Source organism: Flavobacterium sp. 9AF, assembly GCF_902506265.1.
Classification (GTDB): domain Bacteria; phylum Bacteroidota; class Bacteroidia; order Flavobacteriales; family Flavobacteriaceae; genus Flavobacterium.
In genome coordinates this window covers 18,575-41,745 of sequence record NZ_LR733559.1, presented here as the reverse complement: position 1 = coordinate 41,745, position 23,171 = coordinate 18,575, and the positions used below count along the sequence as shown (strand labels likewise).

20 protein-coding genes are annotated in these 23,171 nt (G+C 29.8%); 12 read left to right on the top strand and 8 right to left on the bottom strand.

Going from position 1 to position 23,171, the window contains the following annotated elements; all coding sequences use genetic code 11:
* Positions 1–2 precede the first annotated feature (2 nt).
* The 3 genes from HALO113_RS13740 to HALO113_RS13730 all read left to right on the top strand — a co-directional run bounded on the left by HALO113_RS13740 (position 3) and on the right by HALO113_RS13730 (position 2,990).
* Positions 3–626, top strand: a complete 624-nt coding sequence (locus HALO113_RS13740; protein ID WP_159779666.1) for a chloramphenicol acetyltransferase — start codon at positions 3–5, stop codon at positions 624–626.
* Between the two features lie 81 nt (positions 627–707).
* Complete coding sequence (locus HALO113_RS13735; protein WP_159779665.1) at positions 708–2,087, top strand: hypothetical protein; 1,380 nt, start codon at positions 708–710, stop codon at positions 2,085–2,087.
* A gap of 3 nt (positions 2,088–2,090) precedes the next feature.
* Positions 2,091–2,990 carry a histone deacetylase gene (locus HALO113_RS13730; RefSeq protein ID WP_159779664.1) on the top strand — a complete coding sequence of 300 codons (900 nt, stop codon included), beginning with the start codon at positions 2,091–2,093 and terminating at the stop codon, positions 2,988–2,990.
* A gap of 26 nt (positions 2,991–3,016) precedes the next feature.
* On the opposite strand, the gene HALO113_RS13725 is transcribed toward HALO113_RS13730, so the two are convergent.
* The 3 genes from HALO113_RS13725 to HALO113_RS13715 form a co-directional block, all read right to left on the bottom strand.
* Positions 3,017–3,481, bottom strand: a complete 465-nt coding sequence (locus HALO113_RS13725; protein ID WP_159779663.1) for a hypothetical protein — start codon at positions 3,479–3,481, stop codon at positions 3,017–3,019.
* Between the two features lie 131 nt (positions 3,482–3,612).
* Positions 3,613–3,936: a single-stranded DNA-binding protein gene (locus HALO113_RS13720; protein WP_159779662.1), complete on the bottom strand. Its 324-nt coding sequence runs from the start codon at positions 3,934–3,936 to the stop codon at positions 3,613–3,615.
* A gap of 215 nt (positions 3,937–4,151) precedes the next feature.
* Positions 4,152–5,939 (bottom strand): SLC13 family permease, encoded by a 1,788-nt coding sequence (locus HALO113_RS13715; RefSeq protein ID WP_159779661.1) that lies wholly within the window; start codon positions 5,937–5,939, stop codon positions 4,152–4,154.
* 136 nt (positions 5,940–6,075) lie between these two features.
* Here HALO113_RS13715 and HALO113_RS13710 point away from each other — a divergent pair, with 136 nt between their 5' ends.
* The 9 genes from HALO113_RS13710 to HALO113_RS13670 all read left to right on the top strand — a co-directional run bounded on the left by HALO113_RS13710 (position 6,076) and on the right by HALO113_RS13670 (position 13,341).
* Positions 6,076–7,602, top strand: coding sequence for a bifunctional GNAT family N-acetyltransferase/carbon-nitrogen hydrolase family protein (locus tag HALO113_RS13710; protein WP_159779660.1), 1,527 nt, complete (start codon positions 6,076–6,078; stop codon positions 7,600–7,602).
* Between the two features lie 138 nt (positions 7,603–7,740).
* Positions 7,741–8,220, top strand: coding sequence for a DUF6265 family protein (locus tag HALO113_RS13705; protein WP_159779659.1), 480 nt, complete (start codon positions 7,741–7,743; stop codon positions 8,218–8,220).
* A gap of 6 nt (positions 8,221–8,226) precedes the next feature.
* Complete coding sequence (locus HALO113_RS13700; RefSeq protein WP_159779658.1) at positions 8,227–8,808, top strand: hypothetical protein; 582 nt, start codon at positions 8,227–8,229, stop codon at positions 8,806–8,808.
* A 6-nt stretch (positions 8,809–8,814) separates the two neighbouring features.
* Entirely contained in the window at positions 8,815–9,351 is a 537-nt protein-coding gene (locus HALO113_RS13695) for a YfiT family bacillithiol transferase (protein ID WP_159779657.1), read from the top strand.
* Positions 9,352–9,353: 2 nt separating this feature from the next.
* Positions 9,354–9,704: a hypothetical protein gene (locus tag HALO113_RS13690; protein ID WP_159779656.1), complete on the top strand. Its 351-nt coding sequence runs from the start codon at positions 9,354–9,356 to the stop codon at positions 9,702–9,704.
* Positions 9,705–10,145 (top strand): hypothetical protein, encoded by a 441-nt coding sequence (locus HALO113_RS13685; protein ID WP_159779655.1) that lies wholly within the window; start codon positions 9,705–9,707, stop codon positions 10,143–10,145.
* Positions 10,146–10,540: 395 nt separating this feature from the next.
* Positions 10,541–11,545, top strand: a complete 1,005-nt coding sequence (locus HALO113_RS13680) for a hypothetical protein (RefSeq protein ID WP_159779654.1) — start codon at positions 10,541–10,543, stop codon at positions 11,543–11,545.
* Positions 11,538–12,413 (top strand): SDR family NAD(P)-dependent oxidoreductase, encoded by an 876-nt coding sequence (locus HALO113_RS13675; RefSeq protein WP_159779653.1) that lies wholly within the window; start codon positions 11,538–11,540, stop codon positions 12,411–12,413. Before HALO113_RS13680 ends, HALO113_RS13675 begins: the two co-directional genes overlap by 8 nt.
* Positions 12,414–12,417: 4 nt before the next feature.
* Entirely contained in the window at positions 12,418–13,341 is a 924-nt protein-coding gene (locus HALO113_RS13670) for a DMT family transporter (RefSeq protein ID WP_159779652.1), read from the top strand.
* 52 nt (positions 13,342–13,393) lie between these two features.
* On the opposite strand, the gene HALO113_RS13665 is transcribed toward HALO113_RS13670, so the two are convergent.
* The 5 genes from HALO113_RS13665 to HALO113_RS13645 form a co-directional block, all read right to left on the bottom strand.
* Positions 13,394–13,933 carry a hypothetical protein gene (locus HALO113_RS13665; RefSeq protein ID WP_159779651.1) on the bottom strand — a complete coding sequence of 180 codons (540 nt, stop codon included), beginning with the start codon at positions 13,931–13,933 and terminating at the stop codon, positions 13,394–13,396.
* Positions 13,934–13,942: 9 nt separating this feature from the next.
* The gene (locus tag HALO113_RS13660; RefSeq protein ID WP_159779650.1) at positions 13,943–14,518 is read right to left on the bottom strand and encodes a hypothetical protein; all 576 of its coding nucleotides are present in this window, start codon (positions 14,516–14,518) and stop codon (positions 13,943–13,945) included.
* 103 nt (positions 14,519–14,621) lie between these two features.
* Positions 14,622–16,694: a M13 family metallopeptidase gene (locus HALO113_RS13655; protein ID WP_159779649.1), complete on the bottom strand. Its 2,073-nt coding sequence runs from the start codon at positions 16,692–16,694 to the stop codon at positions 14,622–14,624.
* A gap of 72 nt (positions 16,695–16,766) precedes the next feature.
* Entirely contained in the window at positions 16,767–19,622 is a 2,856-nt protein-coding gene (locus tag HALO113_RS13650; RefSeq protein WP_159779648.1) for a M4 family metallopeptidase, read from the bottom strand.
* Between the two features lie 60 nt (positions 19,623–19,682).
* Positions 19,683–23,141, bottom strand: coding sequence for a T9SS type A sorting domain-containing protein (locus tag HALO113_RS13645; RefSeq protein WP_159779647.1), 3,459 nt, complete (start codon positions 23,139–23,141; stop codon positions 19,683–19,685).
* Positions 23,142–23,171: the final 30 nt, after the last annotated feature.

Genomic DNA, 23,171 nt, shown 5'->3' with positions numbered 1-23,171 from the left:
TTATGAAAAGAGAATTAGACATTAGCAATTGGAATCGAAAAGAACACTTTGAGTTTTTTTCTCAGTTTGACGAACCATTTTTTAGTATAAACTGTACAATTGATGTTACTTTTGCTTACGATAAAGCTACAGAATTACAAATTCCATTTTTCACCTATTACCTTCATAAAAGTTTAGAGGCAGTTAATTTAATTGAAAATTTTAAATATAGGATTAAAGATGAAAAAGTAATTATCTATGACATTATTCATGTTTCATCAACTATTATAAGAGAAGATAAAACTTTTGGTTTTTCCTTTATGAAATATGATGATAACATTTTTGAATTTAATAGAACTGTACAAAAAGAAATTACTAGAATTCAAAATACCTCAGGCTTACTTACTACCTCCTATCCAGAAAATATTATTCACTTCTCTACCATTCCGTGGATTAATTTTACTGGATTAACTCATGCTAGAAATTACAAACATCCTGATAGTTGTCCAAAAATTTCATTTGGAAAATTAATTAATAAGGGGCATAAAAAAAAGATGAATATTAGCGTTGCTGCTCATCATGCATTAGTCGATGGTTATCATATAGGTTTATTCATTGAAAAATTACAAGAATTGTTAACTACTTAGCGCTTCTAGTAATGTAACTTTTAGAAACTTTTAACAAGACATCCTAGGTTTTACGCTATATTTGATTAAAAATCAAAGCTTATGAAAAAAATGTTTATTACTTGTTTTTTACTAATTGGCTTTATCTTTTATGGTCAAGTTACATTGGCAGATGCATCCTTTGAATTCAAAAGAAATACCGATTATCATCAATTAATTACTCAAATGAATCCTGATACACACGAGATTTTTTCATTTGCAGCAGATAAAGAACAATTTATAGGTATAAAATTTAATAGTGCTATTTTTTTTTCAGACAGCATCGTAAGTAAAAAACCATTCAATTTTAGGTTTTTATTAGGTTGTGGCTTTTCTTCTGATCAAAAGCCAATTGCTTATTGGGCAACCGAAGATTTTGAAAAAATTACAGGTGTAGAATTTGATTTTATTTCCCATACTACTAAAACCATTTTATACCCTATATCTTTCAAGAACTATACTATTTTTACCCAATTCTATGAAAATGGTTCGCTTTATTTCATTACAGAACAAAAGACATCAAAAGAAATTCAATTAGTTAAGCTTACAGGTCATGAAATATTGATAAATACTCTAAATTTTACAAGTTTTACTTTTGAAAATGCGAGTAAAAATAAAACAACTTTAAATGACTTATTTGATTTGTATGGTTTAGCTAAAATTGATTTAAATGCTTTTAACTCTTTTTTAGAAGGAGCCAATCCAATTAAGTATTATGTAAGAAATGATTCTCTAATAATTAGTTTAAATCACAATCCATCTAAAACCCAAATTTATACAATAGACTTAAAAAGTTTTGAAATAAAAGAGAATAATTTTATAGCTAATTTAGCTAGTGTAACCCAATCCAATTCTTTATTGTTTGATAAAAATATTGTTATTCTTTCTTTAAATGAAGAAGAATTAGATATTCAGATTTTAGATTTCGAAACAAAAAAAAATATAAAAAAATATAAAATCATAGAAGATTCTATTTCTCCTTTTACTGCTAATTTTTTAGTTCAAACCGAAAATAATTCTCCTAAGAAAATTAAAAACTCTAAGCAGTTTATAAGTAAACTTGCTTCTACTCGCTTAGGAGCATCTTTTTATAAACATAATAACACATATTATGTGACTTTTGGTGGAACCAAAGATGTGGTAAGAAATAGCGATATACTAATGAATATTGGTTTAGAAATGGCTGGTGTAGGAGGAAATTACGGTAATAATTATATTCCTCAAAATGTCTTTTTTGATGTATTATTGGATACAAATTTTAATGAAAAAGAAACAGGTTATCAACCTTTATATATAGATAAAATAGCTCGATTTACTTCTCAAAATAGGTTTGTAAATTATGAATCTTATTTTCCATATAAAAAATTTTATATCTTGAGCTATTATGATTCTAAAACAAAAGAAATTATATTAAGTAAATTTACTAATGGTTATGATTATTAAATCATGTTTCCTATAGCTTATCATCCTATTTACAAACATCCTTTACCAGATGGTCATCGTTTTCCAATGTTGAAATACGAATTGTTACCCCAACAATTACTTTATGAAGGAACAGTTCAACCCAACGATTTTTTTGAACCTAAAATTTGTGATTTAGAATATGTTTTAGCTGTTCATACAAAAGAATATGTAAATCAATTGATTAATTTAAGTTTAGAGCCAAGAGCTATTAGAAAAATTGGGTTTCCTCTTTCTGCAGATTTAGTCGAAAGAGAACTGCGAATTGCTCAAGGAACTCTTTTAGGTTGCCAAAAATCTTTTGATACAAAAATTTCATTTAACATAGCTGGTGGAACTCATCACGCTTATGCTACACACGGAGAAGCATTTTGTTTGCTTAATGATCAAGCCATTGCAACACAGTTTCTACTTAATAATAAATTAGCAAAAAAAATATTAATTATTGATTTAGATGTACATCAAGGGAATGGAACAGCCGAAATATTTAAAAGTAATTCTAATGTTTTTACATTTTCTACACATGGAAAATCAAACTATCCTTTTAAAAAAGAAAAATCAGATCTGGATATTGAATTCCTTGATAATACTAATGATGATGTATTTCTTAAAACCATTTCGGAAATTATCCCAAGATTAATAGAACAACAAAAACCCGATTTTATATTCTATTTAGCTGGTGTTGATATTTTAGCAAGTGATAAATTAGGAAAACTTTCCTGCACAATTGATGGTTGCAAAAAAAGAGATGAAATTGTCTTCGAATTATGCCATGAATATCAAATACCCGTGCAAGTTTCAATGGGTGGTGGTTATTCCCCAGAAATAAAAACGATAATTGAAGCACATACTAATACATATCGAGTGGCTAAATCTATTTTTTAAAAAGTATTCAATTTATGCTTAGATAATTAGAAAATATAGGTCCAATTAATACCATCACTAATTAATATCAATGTCTTTAAATCACCATTAAAAGGCATAACTATTGGGGAAGCTGTTGGGTCTTTTGAATTTTTCGAAAAAAACAAATTTCCCGATGTTGTATATAATAAAACATCTTCACTACCTGAAATATTTCTAAGTATATACGTTCTACCTGGAAAGTTAACAGCATTGGGTAATGAAAAACTATTATTGGCTCCACTTGGAGTTAAAGAAATATAAATTCCATCGTTAATTAAGCTTGGGCTACTTGTAGTACCACCTAAAAAAGTTCCAGAACCAGGAATATTAGCATTTGCAATTCCAATTTCTTTTACAGTTAAATTTCCATTTATATCTAATGTACTTAATGGTACTGTTGTATTGATACCTACTTGTGCAATTATTACTTTAAAGAATAATAAAAACAATACTGACAAAAGTTTACTCATACACTTGAATTTTATATTAAGTAAATATAAATATTTTTTTAAATACAAAATTTAAGTGTTTTATTTTTATGTATTTAACAAATTAGCACACTATTTTATGGTAATTTTACAAAAATAGTGTGCTTTACATATTATTTACCTAAAAGCAATACCTCATTAGCCACTATTTCTGTGATATAACGTTTTACACCGTCTTTATCGTCATACGTTCGATTAGTTAATTTACCTTCAACACCTATTTCTTTTCCTTTGGTTACAAATTTTTCAATAATCTCAGCTGTTTTCCCCCAAGCTGTTACTCTGTGCCATTCCGTCTTTTCTACTTTATCTCCATTATCTTTATAATAAACTTCATTGGTGGCAATAGATAAACTAGCTACTTTCTTTCCTGCTTCTAAATTTTTGATTTCAGGTTCTTGTCCTACATGTCCGATTAACTGTACTCTGTTTTTCATAAGGCTTGTAAAATTTTAAATGGTTTATATAAATTATTATTATATGTTATAAAACGTTAGAATTGAAATTAACATTCATTTTAATATTGCAATGCTTCTCGTTTCATTTCGACAGGGCAAAGATGTAACAATTTTTAAACGACATTCGGTTGTTAGTTATTTACTTTCGTTTGTAAGCGTTTGTAACCGTTTGTAAATAAATAAAACAGTAGTTATTAATTATATAAAACAGGTAAAATAATGGAAGCGACTAATAATAATACAGCTGATAAAATACCTCCAATAAGTAAAAAATGTTTGAATTTATAAATTCCCATACCATAGATAATCGCATTGGTTTGATATCCCATGGGTGTGTAAAAGCTAAAATTGGCTCCAAACATCACGGCATACAATAAGGGTTTCGGATTTAAATGCATTTTTTGGGCTACAACAATTACTATAGGTGCCAAAATAATTGCAGTTGCATTATTCGAAATAAATCCACTCATAAGCATAGTAAAAGCAAATACTAATGCTATAACTGCTGAAGTAGGTACTGATTTTAATAACAAAAACAAATGATTTCCTATAAAATCATCTGTACCCGTGTTTTTCATTGCTATTCCCAAAGGTATCATTCCTGCTAATAAAAAAATAACTTGCCAATTTATTCCTGAATAGGCTTCCTTTAATTGAATACAACCCGTAAATAAACATAAAGCAACACCAATTAGCGCACTTTTTAAAATTGAAAATGTATCTGTAGCTGAAAGGACAATAACTAAAAGGATAGCTAATAATGAAATTATTTTCTTGTAAGTAGGAATATTAGGGAGTGTTAAAACAGAATTTGTAAAAAGCAAGTTATTTGAGTGTGCTATTTTTTGTATTTCACTTACATTACCAGTTAATAAAACTCTATTGCCAGGATTTATGAATTTTTTGGAAAAAAATTTATAAATCATATTCGGATTTTGTTCGTAGTCTTTTTCACTATTTACTGCTTTAACTGTTATATTATCTGGCAATTGTTCATTAAACTCTTTCACCGACATATTTACATACCTCGAATTGGGTAAAATAATTACTTCATGATATTCATTTGTGTATTGTTCTTCTAATAAATCTTGATCAACCCCTAAAATGTTCAAACCTAAACTTTCCGATTTAGAAGTTAAGTCTTCTATTGTTAAATCGAGCCAAAGTATATCGTTTTCTTGTAAAATTTCTGATTTTAAATCACTTTTCAAATAACGTTTACCTCTTTGAATTTTAATCAAACGAATATCATTCTCATCCCATATTTCAGTTTCATAAGGCTTTTTACCAATTAATTTAGAACCTTCTCTTATCTTAACAGAAGTTATATAGGCAAATTTGCTCCCTAGATCAATATTATTTTCTTCTGCATGTTTAGGCAGAAAGAAATTAGATAAAATAAAAACAAGAGGTATAGCAATCAGTATAAAAATAATTCCTGCTAGTGAAAATTCGAAAAACGAGAATGTTCCTATGCCACTTCTATTTGATATTCCAGAAACAATTAAATTAGTGCTTGTTCCCATCAAAGTACAACTTCCTCCTAAAATTCCAGCAAATGATATAGGTAAAAGTACTTTTGATTTATCAATTTTTCCTAGTTTATCTAATTCATTGACTAATTTTATAAAGATAATAACTACAGCCGTTGTTGCAATAAAAGAAGATAAAAGACCTACAACGATCATTAACAAAGGTAAAAATAACCAAATGGGCCAATGCATTATAGGCACAATTCTTTTTGCCATTAAAGCAACTACACCATTTTTTTCTAACCCTATAGCAATAATCATTAAGCAAAGGATGGTTAAAACAGAATTATCTGAAAATCCAGATACTGATTCTTCAGGAGAAACTATCCCAAACAGAAGTAAACTTATAAGAATAAAAAATGCCGTCTTATCTACAGTAAATTTTTCACTTACAAATAACACAAATGCTACTGCTAGAATACCCAAAACAAGGCCTATTTCAAGTGTCATGTCAAAATTATTAATATGTAAAAATACCTGCTATTGGAATAATTTAATTTATATAATTATTATCACTTTTTACAACATTATTACATCACTTGATAACCGTATATAAAATTAGTATCTTTGGTAAAAACCTATTTATATGCCGAATACTATTAGTAAAGTAGAATTAAGAAATCTACAAATTGAAGATTATAAACAATTAAAAAAATCCATGATTGAGGCTTACCCTCAAATGTCTGAATCCTATTGGAAAGAAGATCATATCGAAAAACTTCTTAAAATTTTTCCCGAAGGACAACTCGTTATAGTAGCAGACGGTATCGTTGTAGGTTCCGCTTTGTCTATATTAGTAACTGAGGATTTTGCTTTTAAAACAAAGACTTATAGAGGAATAACAGGTAATTATTCTTTTTCTACTCATAATAAAGAAGGAGACGTTTTGTATGGTATAGACGTTTTTATTAATCCTAATTACAGAGGATTACGATTAGGCAGACGTTTGTACGATGCTCGAAAAGAACTAAGTGAACAATTAAATCTCCGTTCCATTGTATTTGCAGGAAGAATTCCAAATTATGGCAAATATGCAAGTGAAATTAATCCTAAACAATATTTAGAAAAGGTTAAAAGAAAAGAAATTTATGATCCGGTCTTATCTTTTCAATTAAGTAATGATTTTCATGAAGTACGCGTTTTAAAAAATTACTTAGAAGGAGATAAAGAATCTCAAGAATATGCCGTTTTATTAGAGTGGAACAATATCTATTATGAAGACAAAAAGAAACTCATAAATGTAAATAAAAGTATTGTTCGTTTAGGATTAATCCAATGGCAAATGCGTCCATTAAATAATTTAGAAGCACTTTTTGAACAAGCAGAATTTTTTATTGATGCTGTTTCTGGTTACGAAAGTGATTTTGCGCTTTTTCCAGAACTATTTACTGCTCCATTAATGGCAGATTATAATCATTTATCGGAAGCTGATGCCATTAAAGAACTTGCTAAATATACAGATGCCATTCATAAAAAATTCCAAGAGTATGCTATTTCTTATAACATCAATATCATATCTGGTAGTATGCCATATATGGAAAACGGCCATGTATATAATGTAGGCTATCTGTGTCGTAGAGATGGTACTTCAGAAATGTATCGCAAAATTCATATTACACCAAATGAAGTGTTTCATTGGGGAATGACAGGTGGTAACATGATTCAAACATTTGACACCGATTGTGGTAAAATTGGCATCGTAATTTGTTACGATGTAGAGTTTCCAGAATTAGCTCGTTTAATGGCAGATGAAGGCATGAATATTTTATTTGTCCCATTTTTAACGGATACGCAAAACGGTTATACAAGAGTAAAACATTGCGCACAAGCGCGTGCCATTGAAAATGAATGTTATGTAGCTATTGCTGGTTGTGTAGGGAATTTGCCTAAAGTAAATAATATGGATATTCAATATGCGCAAGCAGCTGTTTTTACGCCTTCCGACTTTGCCTTTCCAAGTAATGGAATTAAAGCAGAAGCTACTCCAAATACAGAAATGACGTTAATAGTAGATGTGGATCTAGACTTGTTAAAAGAATTGCATGAACACGGAAGTGTAAACACCATGAAAGACAGAAGACATGATTTATACAGTTTAAAGAAATTGAGATAAAGTTACATCGAACAGAGTCCAGATGACCCAATTAAAATTGTTCTCGACTCCTCTTGAACTGACAACTTAATAAATACAAACATGAATTCAATATTAGTAAAACGTTATCTCCAAACCATTAAAATAACATCGAAGTCTATGAAAAAGAAAATCTTTCTATTCCTATTCATTTCATCCTTAGGTTTCGCACAAAACACACTCCATTATAATGATGAAAAAGGTTCGGAAAAAGCAACCTTAAAAGATATAGAATGGCTTGTTGGAAATTGGACTGGAGAAGCTTTTGGTGGGGTTTTTCAAGAAAACTGGAGCCAAGCTTTAGGCGGTTCCATGCTCTTTGATTTTAAATTAGTGGTAGAAGGTAAAGTTGTTTTTTATGAAGTAGGTCATATCGTAGAAAAAGACAAGACACTTTTGTACCAAATCAAACACTTTGATGCTAATTTAAAAGGTTGGGAAGACAAAGACAAATCCGAAGATTTTAGGTTTATCAAAAAAGAAAAAAACAGAATGTACTTTGATAATTTTACTTTTGAAAAAGTATCTGAAAATGAAATCAACCTTTATGCTTATTTTGAAGATTCTAAAAAAGAAGTCGTTTTTAATTTTAAGAAATAAATGGATATGAAAGCTTTTTTAAAAATTTTGCTATTCATTTTTATAATTAGCTGTCAACCTAAAAAAGATGAAAATATAATTGAAAAATCTATTAACAAAATAGAACATGATACAAATTATGTACGTATCGAAAATAATAAAAAAGACACTATTATCAATCCATCTGATTCAAAAGTAAAAATTATTGTCCTCCAATGTTCAAATGGTTATGGAATGAATGATTTTAGAAAAAATATAGAGATTGAAATTAGCAAGAATAAAGAATTTGAAATTATCGCTTTTCCTAACAAAAAATTGTTAGGAGTTACTTTTCAAGGGGTTTACGATAAAAAATATTGTCAACCAATAATTGACAAATTGGATGTTGATTATATCATTATGACACGCTTTACAGGAAATGTAGAAAACAGTATAGAACCCTTTGAAGAGCCAGTAATTTGGGGTTATGAAACAAAAATTTTGAACACAAAAAGTATGAGTCAAAAAATTTCTATCAGAAAAAGAAATTTAAAAGAATATCAAGAAATTATAACCGATATCAAAAATAATGGGGAAACATTAATCAAAGATATTGAAAATTTGAAATAAGTAAAAATGAACATAGATCAACTTAAATATCCCATAGGACAATTCAATTGTCCGGAAATCATTACAGACGATATCCTTAGTACTTGGATTTCAGAAATACAACATTTTCCCGAACAAATTGTGGCTGTGACCGATGGTCTTTCTAAAGAAGAATTGCATTGGAAATACCGTCCTTATGGTTGGAACATCAAGCAAGTAGTGCATCATTGTGCAGACAGCCATAGTAATGCTTTGATCCGATTTAAATTGGCACTTACTGAAAATAACCCCACCATTAAACCCTATGCGGAAGATGTTTGGGCGGAATTAAGTGATGGCACAGATGATGATATTTCCTATTCTTTATTAATCTTAAAAGGTTTGCATCACAAGTGGCATTTGTTGATGGTAAATATGGATGAAAAAGATTGGGAAAAAACGTACTTCCATCCAGAAAGCAACAAATCGTTCACCTTAAAAAGTGTGGCCGGATTATATGCTTGGCATTGCAACCACCATTTGGCACATATTAAACAAGCTTTATTGCATAAAAATAATTTTTAAGAATGACCAAAGTTTGTTTAGAATGCAACGATAAAATTGTAGGTCGAGAAGATAAAAAATTTTGTTCTGATAGTTGTAGAAATGCCTACAATAATAAAATGAACAAAGATCAGAATAATTTGATGCGTAATGTGAACAACAAATTGCGTAAAAATTATCGAATTCTGTGCGAATTAAATCCAGAAGATAAAACCAAAACGACGAGAAATAAACTTCTAAGTAAGGGGTTTGATTTTGAGTTTTTCACCTCTATTTACCAAACTAAAACAGGTAATACCTATTATTTCTTATACGACCAAGGGTATATGGCAATTGAAAATGATGGATTTGTTCTAGTAAAAAAAGACAGTTAAATGTTTAAAAAAATTACTGATTATAAAAATTTAAATAGTATTATCGGTTTACTAATAATTACTTTTCTAATTCTATTTAATTTATATAACAAAAAAAAACAAGTAGAAATTGAAAAGTATGAGGGTAAAAGTATCGCTTATACTAAACAAATAATTCGTGGTGAAGATTTAAATTCCATAAAGTTTTATTTTTACTATAAAGAGAAACTGTTTTATAGTCAACAAATTTTAAAAGATGAAGAGAAACATAGATCAGATATTCTTAATGATTATTTTCTAGTCACATTTGATACAAATAATTTAGATAAAAATTATATTCATTTAGATAAAAAAATCAAACCTGATTCTGTTACATTAGTAAAAGCAGGGTTTACTTATAAAAAATATTACGAACATGATATTGCTACTAATACTTATATAGAACGTTATAAATGGCGATAACTAATTTTTCAAAAAGAATCCAAATTAAACCCAATATTCCTATTTCAAAATTGAGGTTTTGGTCAGGTTTAGTTATAAGTATTTTTCTAAGCTTTTTTTTATACCAATTTTTTATTTTAGGTAGAGATATTTTTCGGTCATATACGTTTACACCAAATTTTAACTATTTAGAATTTACAGAAAACGAACTCCTTTTTTATAATTTATTTTATGCTTTTTTAGCTTTAATTATTGCACAAACTTTTTTCCTAAAAATAATTTTTGATACCAATAAAAAATTGTGGGAAAAAAGAATTCAATTTAGCCGTAAAAAAATAGTTCACAACCAAAATATATGGATTTGGTTCTTTCTATTTTGTTTTATAAAATTAGCTGTGTTCTACGGAGTTATGAATATGAATAGTCTTTATTGGAGAGATTATACCTTTTCAATTTATGAGCATCTCAATTTTAGTGAAGAATATCCTTATTTATTTGTATTATTTATTTTAGTCTTGTTTTTACAATCCTGGCAAAGTTTAGGAATAATTAGTCGGCATTACTTCAAATACATGATACTTTCTTTTAGCATCATTTCTATTGTAGCATTTGCCTTTTCTAAAATTAACTTAGTCGATTTTGAAAGCTATTTCAAGAAACAACATGCCGAAAACCCTTATATTAAAGGAAATATCGAGTTGCCTAATATTCCTTTTACCGAAGTTCTTTATTCACGAAATAAAACATTACAACTATATGTTTCAAAAAAAGGAGAACTATACTTTTATGGAAAAAAAAGAAATTTCAGTCAACTAAAAGAAATAGTAGTAGCGCTTAATAATGAAGGATTTTATTTTGAAAATCTCAATTACTTTGTACAACTTAATATTGATAAGAATACTTCTTTAAAACAGTTATATAAATTACAAAAAGTTATTACGACTTACTCCGATTTTAAGATTGCTTATAACGCGTATCCTGAAAATCCAAAATTTCCCAAAAGATACTATCAAGACAATCCTGAAGGCATTTTTGAAGAGAGAAGAGTTGCATCTTTTGAAAATGAAATTATGGTTCAATTAACCAAAGAAAATGACATTTTAATTAATAACAGTCCTGTTAATTGTAATGAAATAGCAGAAAATATAGCATTACATATTTTAAAAAACAAGCAGTATACATTAGTAGTAAAACTTAAAGAAGATGCCGTTTTTTCAGATTATATAAACGTTTTATCTTATACTCGAGCAGGTTATTTAAAGGCTTGCAAAATAGTTGCTAGAGAAAAAAATGTAGATGATTATACTTTATATAATAATCCAGAATCAATTTTGCCTTTTAATATTATATATAACTACGCGTTTGAAACTGATAATTTATTAAAATTACCTTTACCTCCTAAACGTCCAGAAGATGACTAAACAAATCTCTTTATTAGGCTGTGGTTGGCTAGGATTGCCCTTAGCCAAAACATTAATTGAAAACGGTTTTTCAGTTAAAGGTTCCACAACTTCAGTGCATAAACTCGAATTATTGCAAGAAAAGGGCATCCAACCTTATTTAATTGCTCTTTACGAAAATACCATTGAAGGAGACATAACTGGTTTTTTAAAGGATTCGGAAGTTTTAGTTATAGACATTCCGCCTGGTTTGAGAAAAGACACTTCCATTTCTTTTGTGGATAGAATAAAAACTTTGGTTACCCAAATAGAAAAATCTGAAATTAAAAAAGTCCTTTTTGTTAGTTCGACTTCTGTCTATGAAGATGTAGAAATCTTCTCAACTCCGCTCGAAGTGACAGAAGAAACACCTACAAATCCGGAAACAGAAAGCGGAAAACAATTAGTTGAAGTAGAACAATTACTATTGGGTAATCCCCATTTTCAAACTATAATTCTACGCTTTGGTGGTTTAATTGGAGAAGATAGACATCCTATAAAATATTTGGCTGGCAAAGAAAATGTAGAAAACCCTGATGGCCCAATTAATTTTATACATCAAGAAGATTGTATTGGGATTATTACAGCAATTATAAATTTTCTTCTCGACTCCGCTCGAAGTGACAATAAACAGCGTAATAAGATGCTGAAAAAAGTTCAGCACGACAATATTATTTTTAATGCAGTAGCACCTCAGCATCCTACACGAGAAGAATATTATCACAAAAAAGCAAAAAATATGAATTTGCCTTTGCCTATCTTTGTTCAAAATTCAATGAGTAAAGGCAAAATCATTTCTAGTGCTAAAATAGAAAAGCTTTTGGGTTATACTTTTAAAAAAGAGATTTAATTAAATGGCCTATTTTAGTGTTTTTCACGAATATATCAAGCAGAAAAAAAAGGCAATTGGGTTGCCTTTTCTTGCATTATGTTGGATTAGTTTTTTTTGGGGAACTACATGGATTGCTTCTAAAGAAGGAGTTAAACATATGCCTGCCATGCAGTTGGTTGTTTTACGTCAATTTTTTGGTGGTATTATCTACTTAACTTATTTTCTTATAAAGAAAGCACCTTGGCCTACACAAAGACAATGGCGTAATATTTTAGTATTAAGTATATTAAATTTCATGTTGAGTAACGGCTTAAGTACTTGGGGTGTGAAATATATTTCCAGTGGTTTGGGTGCTATAATAGGTTCCATATTTCCGCTATGGATTGTGATTATTAGTTTTTTTAGAGGAGAAAAAGTTTCATGGAGAGCCGTATTAGGATTGATTATCTGTTTTTTTGGAATTTGTGTTATATTCTATGACTATCTGCATGATTTTCTAAATCCTGAATTTCGTTTTGGGATTATTCTTTCTGTTATTGCAACCTTTACTTGGGCATTATCTTCTATTTATATTAGAGAAAATAGAACGAATTTCAACCCTTATTTTAGTTTAGGCTTACAAATGTTAATTTCCTGTGTGGCTATTTTTGGGGTAATTCAATCGACAGGAGAAACGGTTCCTTTAAGTGAAATACCTGCTGTTTCTTGGTGGTCAATTGCTTATTTAGTTGTCTTTGGATCCGTTCTAACGTTTATTGCTTTTATTTATGCTTTAGAACATTTACCTAAAGAAGTAAGTAGTTTGTACGCCTATATTAACCCTATGGTGGCTTTGTTTTTTGGATATATTTTATTCAACGAACCTTTAACAGTATCTATTGCTATTGGTGGGTTAGTTACTCTTTTCGGATTATTTTTAGTCAATAAAGCTTTAAAAAAACCATAAAAAAACACCCAAGTAAATTGTACTTGGGTGTTAGCTATTTTTATATAATTTATTAGTCTCTTAATATAACTGTTTTATAGGTTTGACATGGTAATTTAATGGAATCATTTTGCCCAACTAAGCATATTAATTCTTTACTGCAATTCCATCCTTTTATAGAATCGGTATAAAAAAACTCTGGACCACATTTCTCTTTACCCTTACATATAGTATAATTACTTCTCATAGAAGCTTCTTCATTTTCATAATTTTCTATAAAATACAGTTTATTCCCTTTCTTTTCTAACCACTTTGAAATACTAATTTCACCAGATGCATTTGTAACTTTAACAAAAAAATAAGGAAAAGGCTTGTCGCTTATACTCAATTGCTTTTTAATTTCAACCTTAGTTAAATTAATTTTTGTTTTAAATGGCAATTCATTTTCTAAAAATTGTTTAAATTCTACAGTGTCTTTTAGAATTTCATATTGGTTTTCTGATAATTCCTTTGCAAAAAGATAGTTATCACTTTCTATTAAATATTGGCTTACTTGCTTTTTACTGCTACAGGAAATTATTAATAATAAAATAATAAAGTTTACTATTTTCATTTATTTTTTTTAGGGTTCAATTGAAATTGTAGCTGTTTTAGAACAAGTTCCATCTCTTTGAGAACATGTACTACATGTCCATACTTTAACAGATTGTCCATCACTTGTAACTGTGGTTTGTACTGGTAAGCAACCTGCTATACCACAATTAGTACTTGTACAAGTTATAGTACCTCCTTTAGAGTATAAACTTAACGTATCGTTAGTTTTTTTTAATTCAATTGCAGTATTAAAATTGTGATCTTTATCATTTGCATATAATCCATAATAAACTTCTATTTCTCCACTTATTTCTATTTCTTTTTTTAAAATCTTAAAATCACTATATTCGATATGATCTAACCCTTGTTCATCATTTATTTCACTAAATAATTTTTTTAATTCTTCATTATTTAATAAAAGTACTAATTCATTGTTAATCTCTTTTCCAATTAACATTCCATCCTGCTTTATTTTTCCATCAATAACAAAACTTTTAGTTAGTGTTTCATCTTCATCCTTCCCTAGATTTTCATCTTCACATGAAATAAAAAATAGTAATCCTACTAAAAATGCAATTGAACTAATTTTAATTATTTTTCTCATTTTTTTTTATTTATTTTTTGTAAATATAAATGTATGTTTTTAAAATAAATTACAATTTTTCTGTAGTTTTTGTTAAATGTATTTTAGACATTCAACAAATAAATTACCAGATTTTAACTCGTTTTTCTGGAGCTACATACATACCATCACCTGCTTCTACATCAAATGCTTGATAGAAAGCATCTACATTTTGTAACGGCACATAAGCACGATACATTCCTGGAGAATGTGGATCTGTTTTTACTTGGTTTTTAATGGCTTCATCTCTCATTTTACTTCTCCAAATGGTTGCCCAAGAAATAAAGAAACGTTGTTCTGGTGTAAAGCCATCTATTAAACCTGGGTTACCGTTTTCTTTTAAATAGATTTGTAACCCATCATAAGCAGCATTTACACCTCCTAAATCACCAATATTTTCTCCTAGAGTAAATTTACCATCCACATAAATTCCTGGTAAAGGTTGTAACGCAGAGTATTGATCTGCTAAAGCAGTTCCTAAAGAAGTAAATTGCGTTAAATCTTCATCGCTCCACCAGTTTACTAAATTTCCATCTGCATTATATCTTGAACCTGAATCGTCAAATCCATGAGAAATTTCATGACCGATTACGGCACCTATTCCTCCATAATTTACCGCTTCGTCTGCTCTGTAATCGTAGAAAGGCGGTTGTAAAATAGCCGCAGGAAACACAATTTCGTTATAAGAAGGATTAAAATAAGCATTTACCGTTTGTGGTGACATTCCCCATTCTTCTTTATCCACTGGTTTTCCTAATTTATCCAAATTCTCTTGATGTCTCCATAAAGCATATTGTCTTGAGTTTTGGAAATATGTACCTCCGTCTTTTGGATCTGTGATAGTCAATTTAGAATAATCTTCCCATACATCTGGATAACCAATTTTAACTCTTGATTTTTTTAATTTTAATTTGGCATTTTCTTTAGTTTCTTTGGTCATCCATGGTAAATTATCAATTCTGTTTTCAAAGGCTTTAAAAACATTCGCAATCATAGCTTGTGCTTTTGCTTTTGCCTCTGGTGGGAATTTTTTAGCAACATATAATTTCCCGATAGCTTCACCCATTCTTCTATTTACCACTTGCAATGCTCTTTCATCGGCTGGTCTTTGTTTAACAGCTCCTGTTAAGGTTTTACCATAAAATTCAAAATTAGCATTTTCAATTGCAGTACTTAATTCATCTGATGCGCCTCTTAATAGAGTCCATCTCATATAAGCTTTCCAAGAATCTAAATCATTTTCTTTGAAAATAGTTTCTAGAGTAGCCATGTATTTCGGTTGAGATACAATTAATGAATCTATTTTACCTATTCCTACACTTTCTAAATATGTATTCCATTTTACAGTAGGTGTAATTTTCTCTAAATCAGCTACGGTCATAGGGTTATAGCTCTTCCTTCTATCTCTTCTTTCTACTCTATCAAAAGTTGCTTCAGACATTTTTGTTTCTAAAGCCAAAATTTTAGTTGCATTATTTTTTGCTACCGTTTCATTATCTCCAATAAACTGAAGCATTTTTGCTATATGTAATACATATTTTTCTCTTTTCTCTTTATTATCAGGTGCATCAGAAACATAATAATCTCGATCCGGTAAACCTAAACTACCTGTTCCTACATATACTACATTTCGTGTACTGTTTTTAGCATCTGTACCTATATAACTACCAAAAAAACCAACACCTGCTTGAGGTTCCATCTCGGCTATAAAAGCTACTACTTCTTGTGTGTTTTTTAAATTATTTATTTTATCTAAATAGGGTTTTAACGGTGTAATCCCTTTTTTATCTCTACTAATGGTATCTAAAATAGAACGATACAAACTTAAAGCTTTCCCTTGATCTGATTTTGGATCTATCGTTTTATCTTTCAATGCATCCTTAAGAATAATCATTACATCTTCATCTGTTTTTTTACGTAGTTCATCAAAACTTCCCCAACGTGTTCTATCTGCTGGAATTTCAGTTTTATCAAACCATTGTCCGTTTACATAGCGAAAAAAATCATCTGCTGGATCTACTGATTTATCCATAAAATTAGTATTGATACCAACTGGTTGATTCTTGGTTGCTGTTGAAACTTCTCCTGACTTGCAAGAGTTTAGTATCGAAACCAAAAAAAGGAAGCCCAAACTTCCTTTAAAAATTGTTTTTTTCATTTTAAAATGGGTTTAAAGAGTTTAGTTGTTAGACAAATATACCTTATTTGCTTCTTCCTTAAAAAAATGTTATTATTCTTTAACAATTCTTTTAGAAACGATGCCTTTATCTGTATAAACTTGTATAAAATATATTCCTTTTGAAAGCGTGGTTAAATCTATTTCAGTGCTCTCTTGATTCAGTAAAAGATTGGATTTAAATGCAACACATTTTCCACTTATATCGTAAACCTTAATGGTATTCATTTTAAGATTGTCTAACATTACAGTATAAATACCTTTAGAAGGATTAGGAAAAATAGTTAATTCGTTTGTCATAAAACCTTCTAATGACAGCGTTCCATTTATCACAAAGTCATCAATATTCACTCCTAAAGCATTCACAGCTTGGTCGGAATGAAAAACGATTCTAAAAATCACATTAGATTCATTAGTAAGCGTTTGCAAAGGATAAGTGTAAGTGGTCAATGTAGTGTTTGTTCCTGTCCATTGAGCACCTGGACAATTGTAACAGTCATTCCCTGTTGTTAATTGTGTTCTGTCACTATTGTACCAATTGATCCAATTGATGCTATCATTATATCCCAATACTTGCCAATTAGCTCCAAAATTGGTTGAATATTCTACATATACAATATCCCAATTATTTTCTAAATCATATTTCATTGTAAAACTGATTTCTGGATTTGAAATAGTAGATAAATTATAACATTGAGAAACTAAATATGCTTTTGTATTATCTGGATAGTTTCCAGAAAAATTGGTTGTATAAACACTATTGCCATTACTATCCATATCGTTTAAAATATTGTCGGTATGCATACCTCTTTTCCATAAAAACCCTGAATCTCCTTCGATATAAGAAATTAATTCATCCGAGCTATTTGAAAACGAGTTTATCCAACCCACAGTTCCTTGGTCGTTAATTAGTAGAACATTTTCTTGAGAATTATTTTCAGGTCTTCCATCGTTCAAAATAGTAACTGTAACATTTAATAGATGAGTTCCTCTTGTTAATCCACTAATTGTAATGGGATAATTGATTTCATCACAAGGAGATAGATTCCCATTCCAAATTTCATTTACGGAAGGATTACTATCTACCATATAGGCTATTTCTATTGAAGAGATGGAGTTCAATCCTTGATTTTTTAGTATAATAGAAGAAGTAATAGAAGAAGAAGTACATGAGATAGTTTCAGGAATAGTTATAGACTCAATCGCAACATCATCGGTAAAAGCAACATATTCTTCTCCAACATTTACAGCAAACCAAGCATTAGTAACTGCGATTGCTTCAGGACTATTTGAACAATACAAATTGTTTGCTACCCAAATTGTTGCATTTCGAGCATCTATATATGTTGAATTAGGTGTTAAATAATCCCTTTCTGCTAAATAAGCAATTTCTGCTGCTTTTTCAATTCCAATACCTGTTACAGAATAAGTATCTGGTGAAGAGGCATTATTAGTTCCAGTTTCTCCTACTGAAAGTATATAAAACCAGTGATTCATAACCCCAGAATTAGTATGTACTCCTCCACTATCTCCTGTACCAATATACCAATGTGTGCCTTGATAGGTATCTGGAGCATTAATAGAATTTGGATCTTGCATAGATCGTAATGCTGAAGCGCTAATGTCTTCTCCTATTAACCATACAGAAGACGAAATTGGGTTCGTTAGACTTCCCGTTTTACCATAATGTTCAACACATGCTCCCCAAATATCTGAAAACCCTTCATTCATTGCTCCAGATTCATTTTGATAAACTAGATTTGCAGTGTAAGTACAAATAGCATGGCCTATTTCATGGCCACAAACATCTATTGATGTTAAGATATCATAAGCTGTTCCATCTCCATAACTCATTGCAAAACCATTCCAACTGGCGTTATTATAATTGGTTCCATAGTGAACATAGCTTCTTATGATACCACCATTGTCATCAAAACTATTTCTACCAAAAGTGGTGAACCAAAAATCATATGTTTTTTCAGCTCCCCAATGAGCATCTAAAGCTCCATTATCTTTAGCAACATTATCATATTCGGTTGCTGACCAATAATTATCATCGTCTGTAAAATCTAAATTTTGAAAACTGTTAGAATTTTGACAATTAAAAGTAAGAATGCCTTGTCCTCTAGTTTGGTCTCTTAAAACATATTGATTGTCTTCTTCGTTAAAGGTTGTTTCAATGTTTCTGGTTCCACTATATCTTGTATCTGCTGTACCTTGATTTAAAGTAATTTTTCTTTCTACTAATTGTTTTTCTCTTTCCATTTCTTTTTTGGATACTAAACTAATAGCGTGTTTTATAATTGGATTAGAAAATAAAATATTTCCATTTATTGCATCAACATATACCTCTTGTCTTGAAATAGGATTGGTAGCATAAATATCGTATTTGTAAGCCAAATGTATACTTTGAGAATTTGTATTTGGAAATATTACTAATTCACCTAATGGTTTTTTATATTCCATTAATTGGGATTGTATTTCATTTTCCCATAAATAAGATTTGGCATTTACTTTTTTTATTGCTATTTCCAAACCTTCATTTTTAGATACTTTAGGAATTATTGACAAGTTAGATACAGAATATAATTCTCCATTTACCATTGAGGCTTTATTCTCTTTAGAATGTACAATTGCTGTTCCAAATTCTACTTTTAAATTTTTATAAAACTCTTGAAATTTTTCATGCTTTTGACCCGTTCTATCTGTATTGCTATATATAGATTTAAAAGTATAATATTCATCCAAACCATATTCTTTTGAAAATTTAGATAATGCTTCTTGTGATGAATAATTCTTTTTTAAATAAATAGTCTTTTTGATTTCCTTTTTTTTTGCAGAATTACTACCTTTTTGAGCATAGCTGAATGAAAATAATAATACGGTAATTAAAAGTATTTTTTTGTTCATACGCATAGAAATTAAAACAAAAAAGTTGGCCTAAAGACCAACTTTTTTGTTTGATAATAATTATTTCTTTAAAATTCTTTTTGTGATTATTCCAGTTTCGGTATTTATTTTCATAAAATATACACCATTTGAAGCGTTAGATAAATTTACATCTATCTCCTCTTGAGATTGATGTATTTTTCTTTCTAATATTCTTTTACCCGTTATATCAAATACTTCAAGGGAATTAATTTCGATATTTTTAGTGTTAATCGTAAACAAACCATTTGAAGGGTTTGGATAAACAGTGATTGAATCTAATTCAAATGAAGAAGAAGACAATACGGTTCCATTAATAACAAAATCATCTATATTCGCACCCGTTTTATTAACTGATTCGTCAGAATGGAAGACAATTCTAAAAATAATATTTGTTTCAGCGTTGAAAGCATTTAAAGGATAGAAATAAGAGGTATTTACGCTATTTGTACCAGTCCATTGAGCTCCAGGACAATTTTGACAATCATCTGAAGCACCAGAAGAAGCGTTTGTTCTATCACTATTATACCAATTTGGCCCCATTTCACCAAGCACGCTCCAGTTTGAACCAAAATCTGTAGAATATTCGACATAAACTATGTCCCAGTTTAGTTCTAAATCATATTTTAAAGAAAATCTAATTTCAGGATTTGAAATCGAAGTTAAATCATAACATTGAGATACCAAATAAGATTTGATATTGTTTGGGTAATTATTTGACAAGTTTGTAGAGTAAACAGAATTGCCAGCGCTATCCATTAATCCTCCAGTGCGTACAGTTCTAACCCATTGTGAACCAGCACTCCCTTCATTAAATGAAATTAATTCATCTGTTGTGGAAGAAAATGTATTAACAATACCAATACCACCTATTTCGTTTATTTCAAATGTAATGTTTGCATCATTATTATCAGGAAATGCATCATTAGTTATTGTAGTTGATACAGATAAATTATGATCTCCTTTAGTTAATCCTGTAATAGCCGGTAAATTAATTATTGTTGTTGCTAAGGACGCTAAATTACCATTCCAAGTATAAGAATAAGGGGTAGTATCAACCGTATAGTTAAAATTTACAGAAGTAATTGTATTCTGACCATTGTTTTTGATTTCAATTTCTGGAATTACACTTGAACCACAATTATACAAAATTCTAGGACTTTGTATCTGTACTAATTTAACATCATCATTTGGAACTTGTACAGGAATATCTGTTTGCCAAATTCCTCTACCATAAGTAGCTGCCACTAATTTAGCATCATTTAAATTTATCTCTAAGTCAGTTACAGAAACATTGGGTAAATTGGTATCAAATGCTTGGAAAGTAGCCATCGTGTCGTCTTTATAAAATACACCTAAACTTGTTCCTACATAGATAGGATTATCCGTGTTTTGTCCTTGATGCACAATTACATTTTTTCCAATATTTGGAATTCCAGAGGTAATATCATTAAAATTGAATCCTGCATCATTAGATACTAAAACCTTTCCTGTCGTACCTTGAGTAGTTAAGTAAAGTATATTTGAATTACTACTATGACATTCAATTGATGTAATGGTTGATGCTGCTGTATAAACTGGATTGAAATTAATTCCTCTATCTATACTTAAAAACAAAGTTGTTCCATTAGAAACATACATAATATCGTCATTTACTGGAGAAATTTCTATATTTTCAATATCTCCGGAACCAATTGTTCCCGAACTTTGTTGTACCCAATTATTTGCAACTAATTTATATAATCTTCCGTAACCAGAGAAAATTTCTCCAGAATTATTCCCTTTTAAAGGAGTAATCCAATTTCCTCCATCGTCAAAAGTTCCAGTTTCAGCACTAGGTGCACTTACAATACTTGTGATGTTATTTCCAGCATTATTAGATAAATAAAGTGTTCCTCCATATTGAATAAATCCATAGTAGGCATTCTTATCGTTAGAATTAATAGCAGTATCCATACCATCTGCACCATAATAATTTTTCCAATTTCCACTACTATATGCATATCCTCCATTATCTTGAAGACCACCTACCATATTTCCAGCAGATTGTTTCGAAACGGCTATTTTGTAATATTGACTGATTTGAGCAGTTGCTGTTAAATCGGTAAAACTTGTTCCCGCATTTGTAGATTTATAAACACCTCCATCACTTCCACAAAATAAGTTTCCGTTATAAAATTTTAAAAAATGGATATCGGCATGGGTATATGTCGCAGCAGTTGGCGAACTCCAATTGTTTAATTTTGTGAAGTTAGTTCCTCCATTTGTAGATTTCCAAATATTTAAACATCCTGTGTACACTTCTTCAGCATTGGTATCGGAAACTGCTAAAGCCAAATCATAATAAGCCTGATTACTTTCAAGAATATTTGTTGTGTTATTTCTTAAAGTAAAGTTATCACCACTATTTTCAGATCTGTAAATCCCTTGAAAACCATTTCTGTTGTCATCTGGATCTGTAGCTGGGTCAAATGCGGGTAAATTATCCCAATGACTCAGTATATATACATAATTTGGATTTGCAGGAGTTACATCTAATCGCAAGCGGCTAGAGGTAGATGGTAATCCAGAAGTAATTTGGGTAAATGTACTTCCTGTATCTGTAGATTTATAAAATATAGTATTAGTAACACAATAAACTACGCTTGGATCATTAGGTTTAAAACGAACTGAACCTTTTGAAAAATTTCCAGACCTCACGTTTGTCCAAGTACTTCCTCCATTTGTTGTTTTATATAGTCCTACACTAGTAGCACAAAACAAAATTAAATTGTTTGTTGGGTGCATAATAATATCGCCCACATATCTATTTGTCGTAGTAAAAGATAAACCTGTAGTATTCCATGTAGTACCGCCATCTGTAGATTTTAAAACGCCTACAGAATAGGTGTCATTACCATCATTATCACCTGTGGCTATATAAATTACATTCGAATTGGTATGATCCACTACAATTCCTGAAACTCCAATTTGTGGAAGATAGTCAGACATTGGTGTCCAATTCACACCAGCATCTGTAGATTTCCAAATTCCTCCAGCTGGAGAACCAATATAAACTGTATTTGCATTGTTAGGATCTTGATAGACTACATTTACTCTTCCTTGTCCAGAAGACCAAGAACCTGTATTAGTGTGCGTTAATGGTCCTACAGGCTGCCAATTACTTGGAGGTAAAGAAAAAACAGCATTACCATTTTTATTCAATTTAACAGTATTTTTTTCTTGCCATGCTTGATAAAATTCTGATGGAGAAACGATATACCCTTGATCATCTACCAAATTTTTCCAATAATTTTCCCATCTCTTAAAAGGTTTATGCCCAGAACCTTTTACATTTTTATCTCTTGTTGACCAATATTCATTAAAAATAGCCACTTCTTCTTCAAGAGTTAATTTTTCTTTTTTTGCTACATTACTATTTATTTTCCAAGGTGCGGATGAAAAGTACTGTGAAAAGCCTATAGTAGTTGAAAGCAATAAAAGCAAGTATTTGTTTTTCATAATATTAACTATTAATTTTCAAATTTTGCA

Excerpts from the sequence above, each read along its gene's own strand:
- HALO113_RS13710 (WP_159779660.1), top strand. The coding sequence starts at position 6,076 with ATGCCGAATACTATTAGTAAAGTAGAATTAAGAAATCTACAAATTGAA.
- HALO113_RS13695 (WP_159779657.1), top strand. The coding sequence starts at position 8,815 with ATGAACATAGATCAACTTAAATATCCCATAGGACAATTCAATTGTCCG.
- HALO113_RS13725 (WP_159779663.1), bottom strand. The coding sequence starts at position 3,481 with ATGAGTAAACTTTTGTCAGTATTGTTTTTATTATTCTTTAAAGTAATA.
- HALO113_RS13715 (WP_159779661.1), bottom strand. The coding sequence starts at position 5,939 with ATGACACTTGAAATAGGCCTTGTTTTGGGTATTCTAGCAGTAGCATTT.
- HALO113_RS13730 (WP_159779664.1), top strand. The coding sequence starts at position 2,091 with ATGTTTCCTATAGCTTATCATCCTATTTACAAACATCCTTTACCAGAT.
- HALO113_RS13660 (WP_159779650.1), bottom strand. The coding sequence starts at position 14,518 with ATGAGAAAAATAATTAAAATTAGTTCAATTGCATTTTTAGTAGGATTA.
- HALO113_RS13720 (WP_159779662.1), bottom strand. The coding sequence starts at position 3,936 with ATGAAAAACAGAGTACAGTTAATCGGACATGTAGGACAAGAACCTGAA.
- HALO113_RS13705 (WP_159779659.1), top strand. The coding sequence starts at position 7,741 with ATGAAAAAGAAAATCTTTCTATTCCTATTCATTTCATCCTTAGGTTTC.
- HALO113_RS13655 (WP_159779649.1), bottom strand. The coding sequence starts at position 16,694 with ATGAAAAAAACAATTTTTAAAGGAAGTTTGGGCTTCCTTTTTTTGGTT.
- HALO113_RS13700 (WP_159779658.1), top strand. The coding sequence starts at position 8,227 with ATGAAAGCTTTTTTAAAAATTTTGCTATTCATTTTTATAATTAGCTGT.
- HALO113_RS13645 (WP_159779647.1), bottom strand. The coding sequence starts at position 23,141 with ATGAAAAACAAATACTTGCTTTTATTGCTTTCAACTACTATAGGCTTT.
- HALO113_RS13670 (WP_159779652.1), top strand. The coding sequence starts at position 12,418 with ATGGCCTATTTTAGTGTTTTTCACGAATATATCAAGCAGAAAAAAAAG.
- HALO113_RS13675 (WP_159779653.1), top strand. The coding sequence starts at position 11,538 with ATGACTAAACAAATCTCTTTATTAGGCTGTGGTTGGCTAGGATTGCCC.
- HALO113_RS13680 (WP_159779654.1), top strand. The coding sequence starts at position 10,541 with ATGAATAGTCTTTATTGGAGAGATTATACCTTTTCAATTTATGAGCAT.
- HALO113_RS13685 (WP_159779655.1), top strand. The coding sequence starts at position 9,705 with ATGTTTAAAAAAATTACTGATTATAAAAATTTAAATAGTATTATCGGT.
- HALO113_RS13650 (WP_159779648.1), bottom strand. The coding sequence starts at position 19,622 with ATGAACAAAAAAATACTTTTAATTACCGTATTATTATTTTCATTCAGC.
- HALO113_RS13690 (WP_159779656.1), top strand. The coding sequence starts at position 9,354 with ATGACCAAAGTTTGTTTAGAATGCAACGATAAAATTGTAGGTCGAGAA.
- HALO113_RS13665 (WP_159779651.1), bottom strand. The coding sequence starts at position 13,933 with ATGAAAATAGTAAACTTTATTATTTTATTATTAATAATTTCCTGTAGC.
- HALO113_RS13740 (WP_159779666.1), top strand. The coding sequence starts at position 3 with ATGAAAAGAGAATTAGACATTAGCAATTGGAATCGAAAAGAACACTTT.
- HALO113_RS13735 (WP_159779665.1), top strand. The coding sequence starts at position 708 with ATGAAAAAAATGTTTATTACTTGTTTTTTACTAATTGGCTTTATCTTT.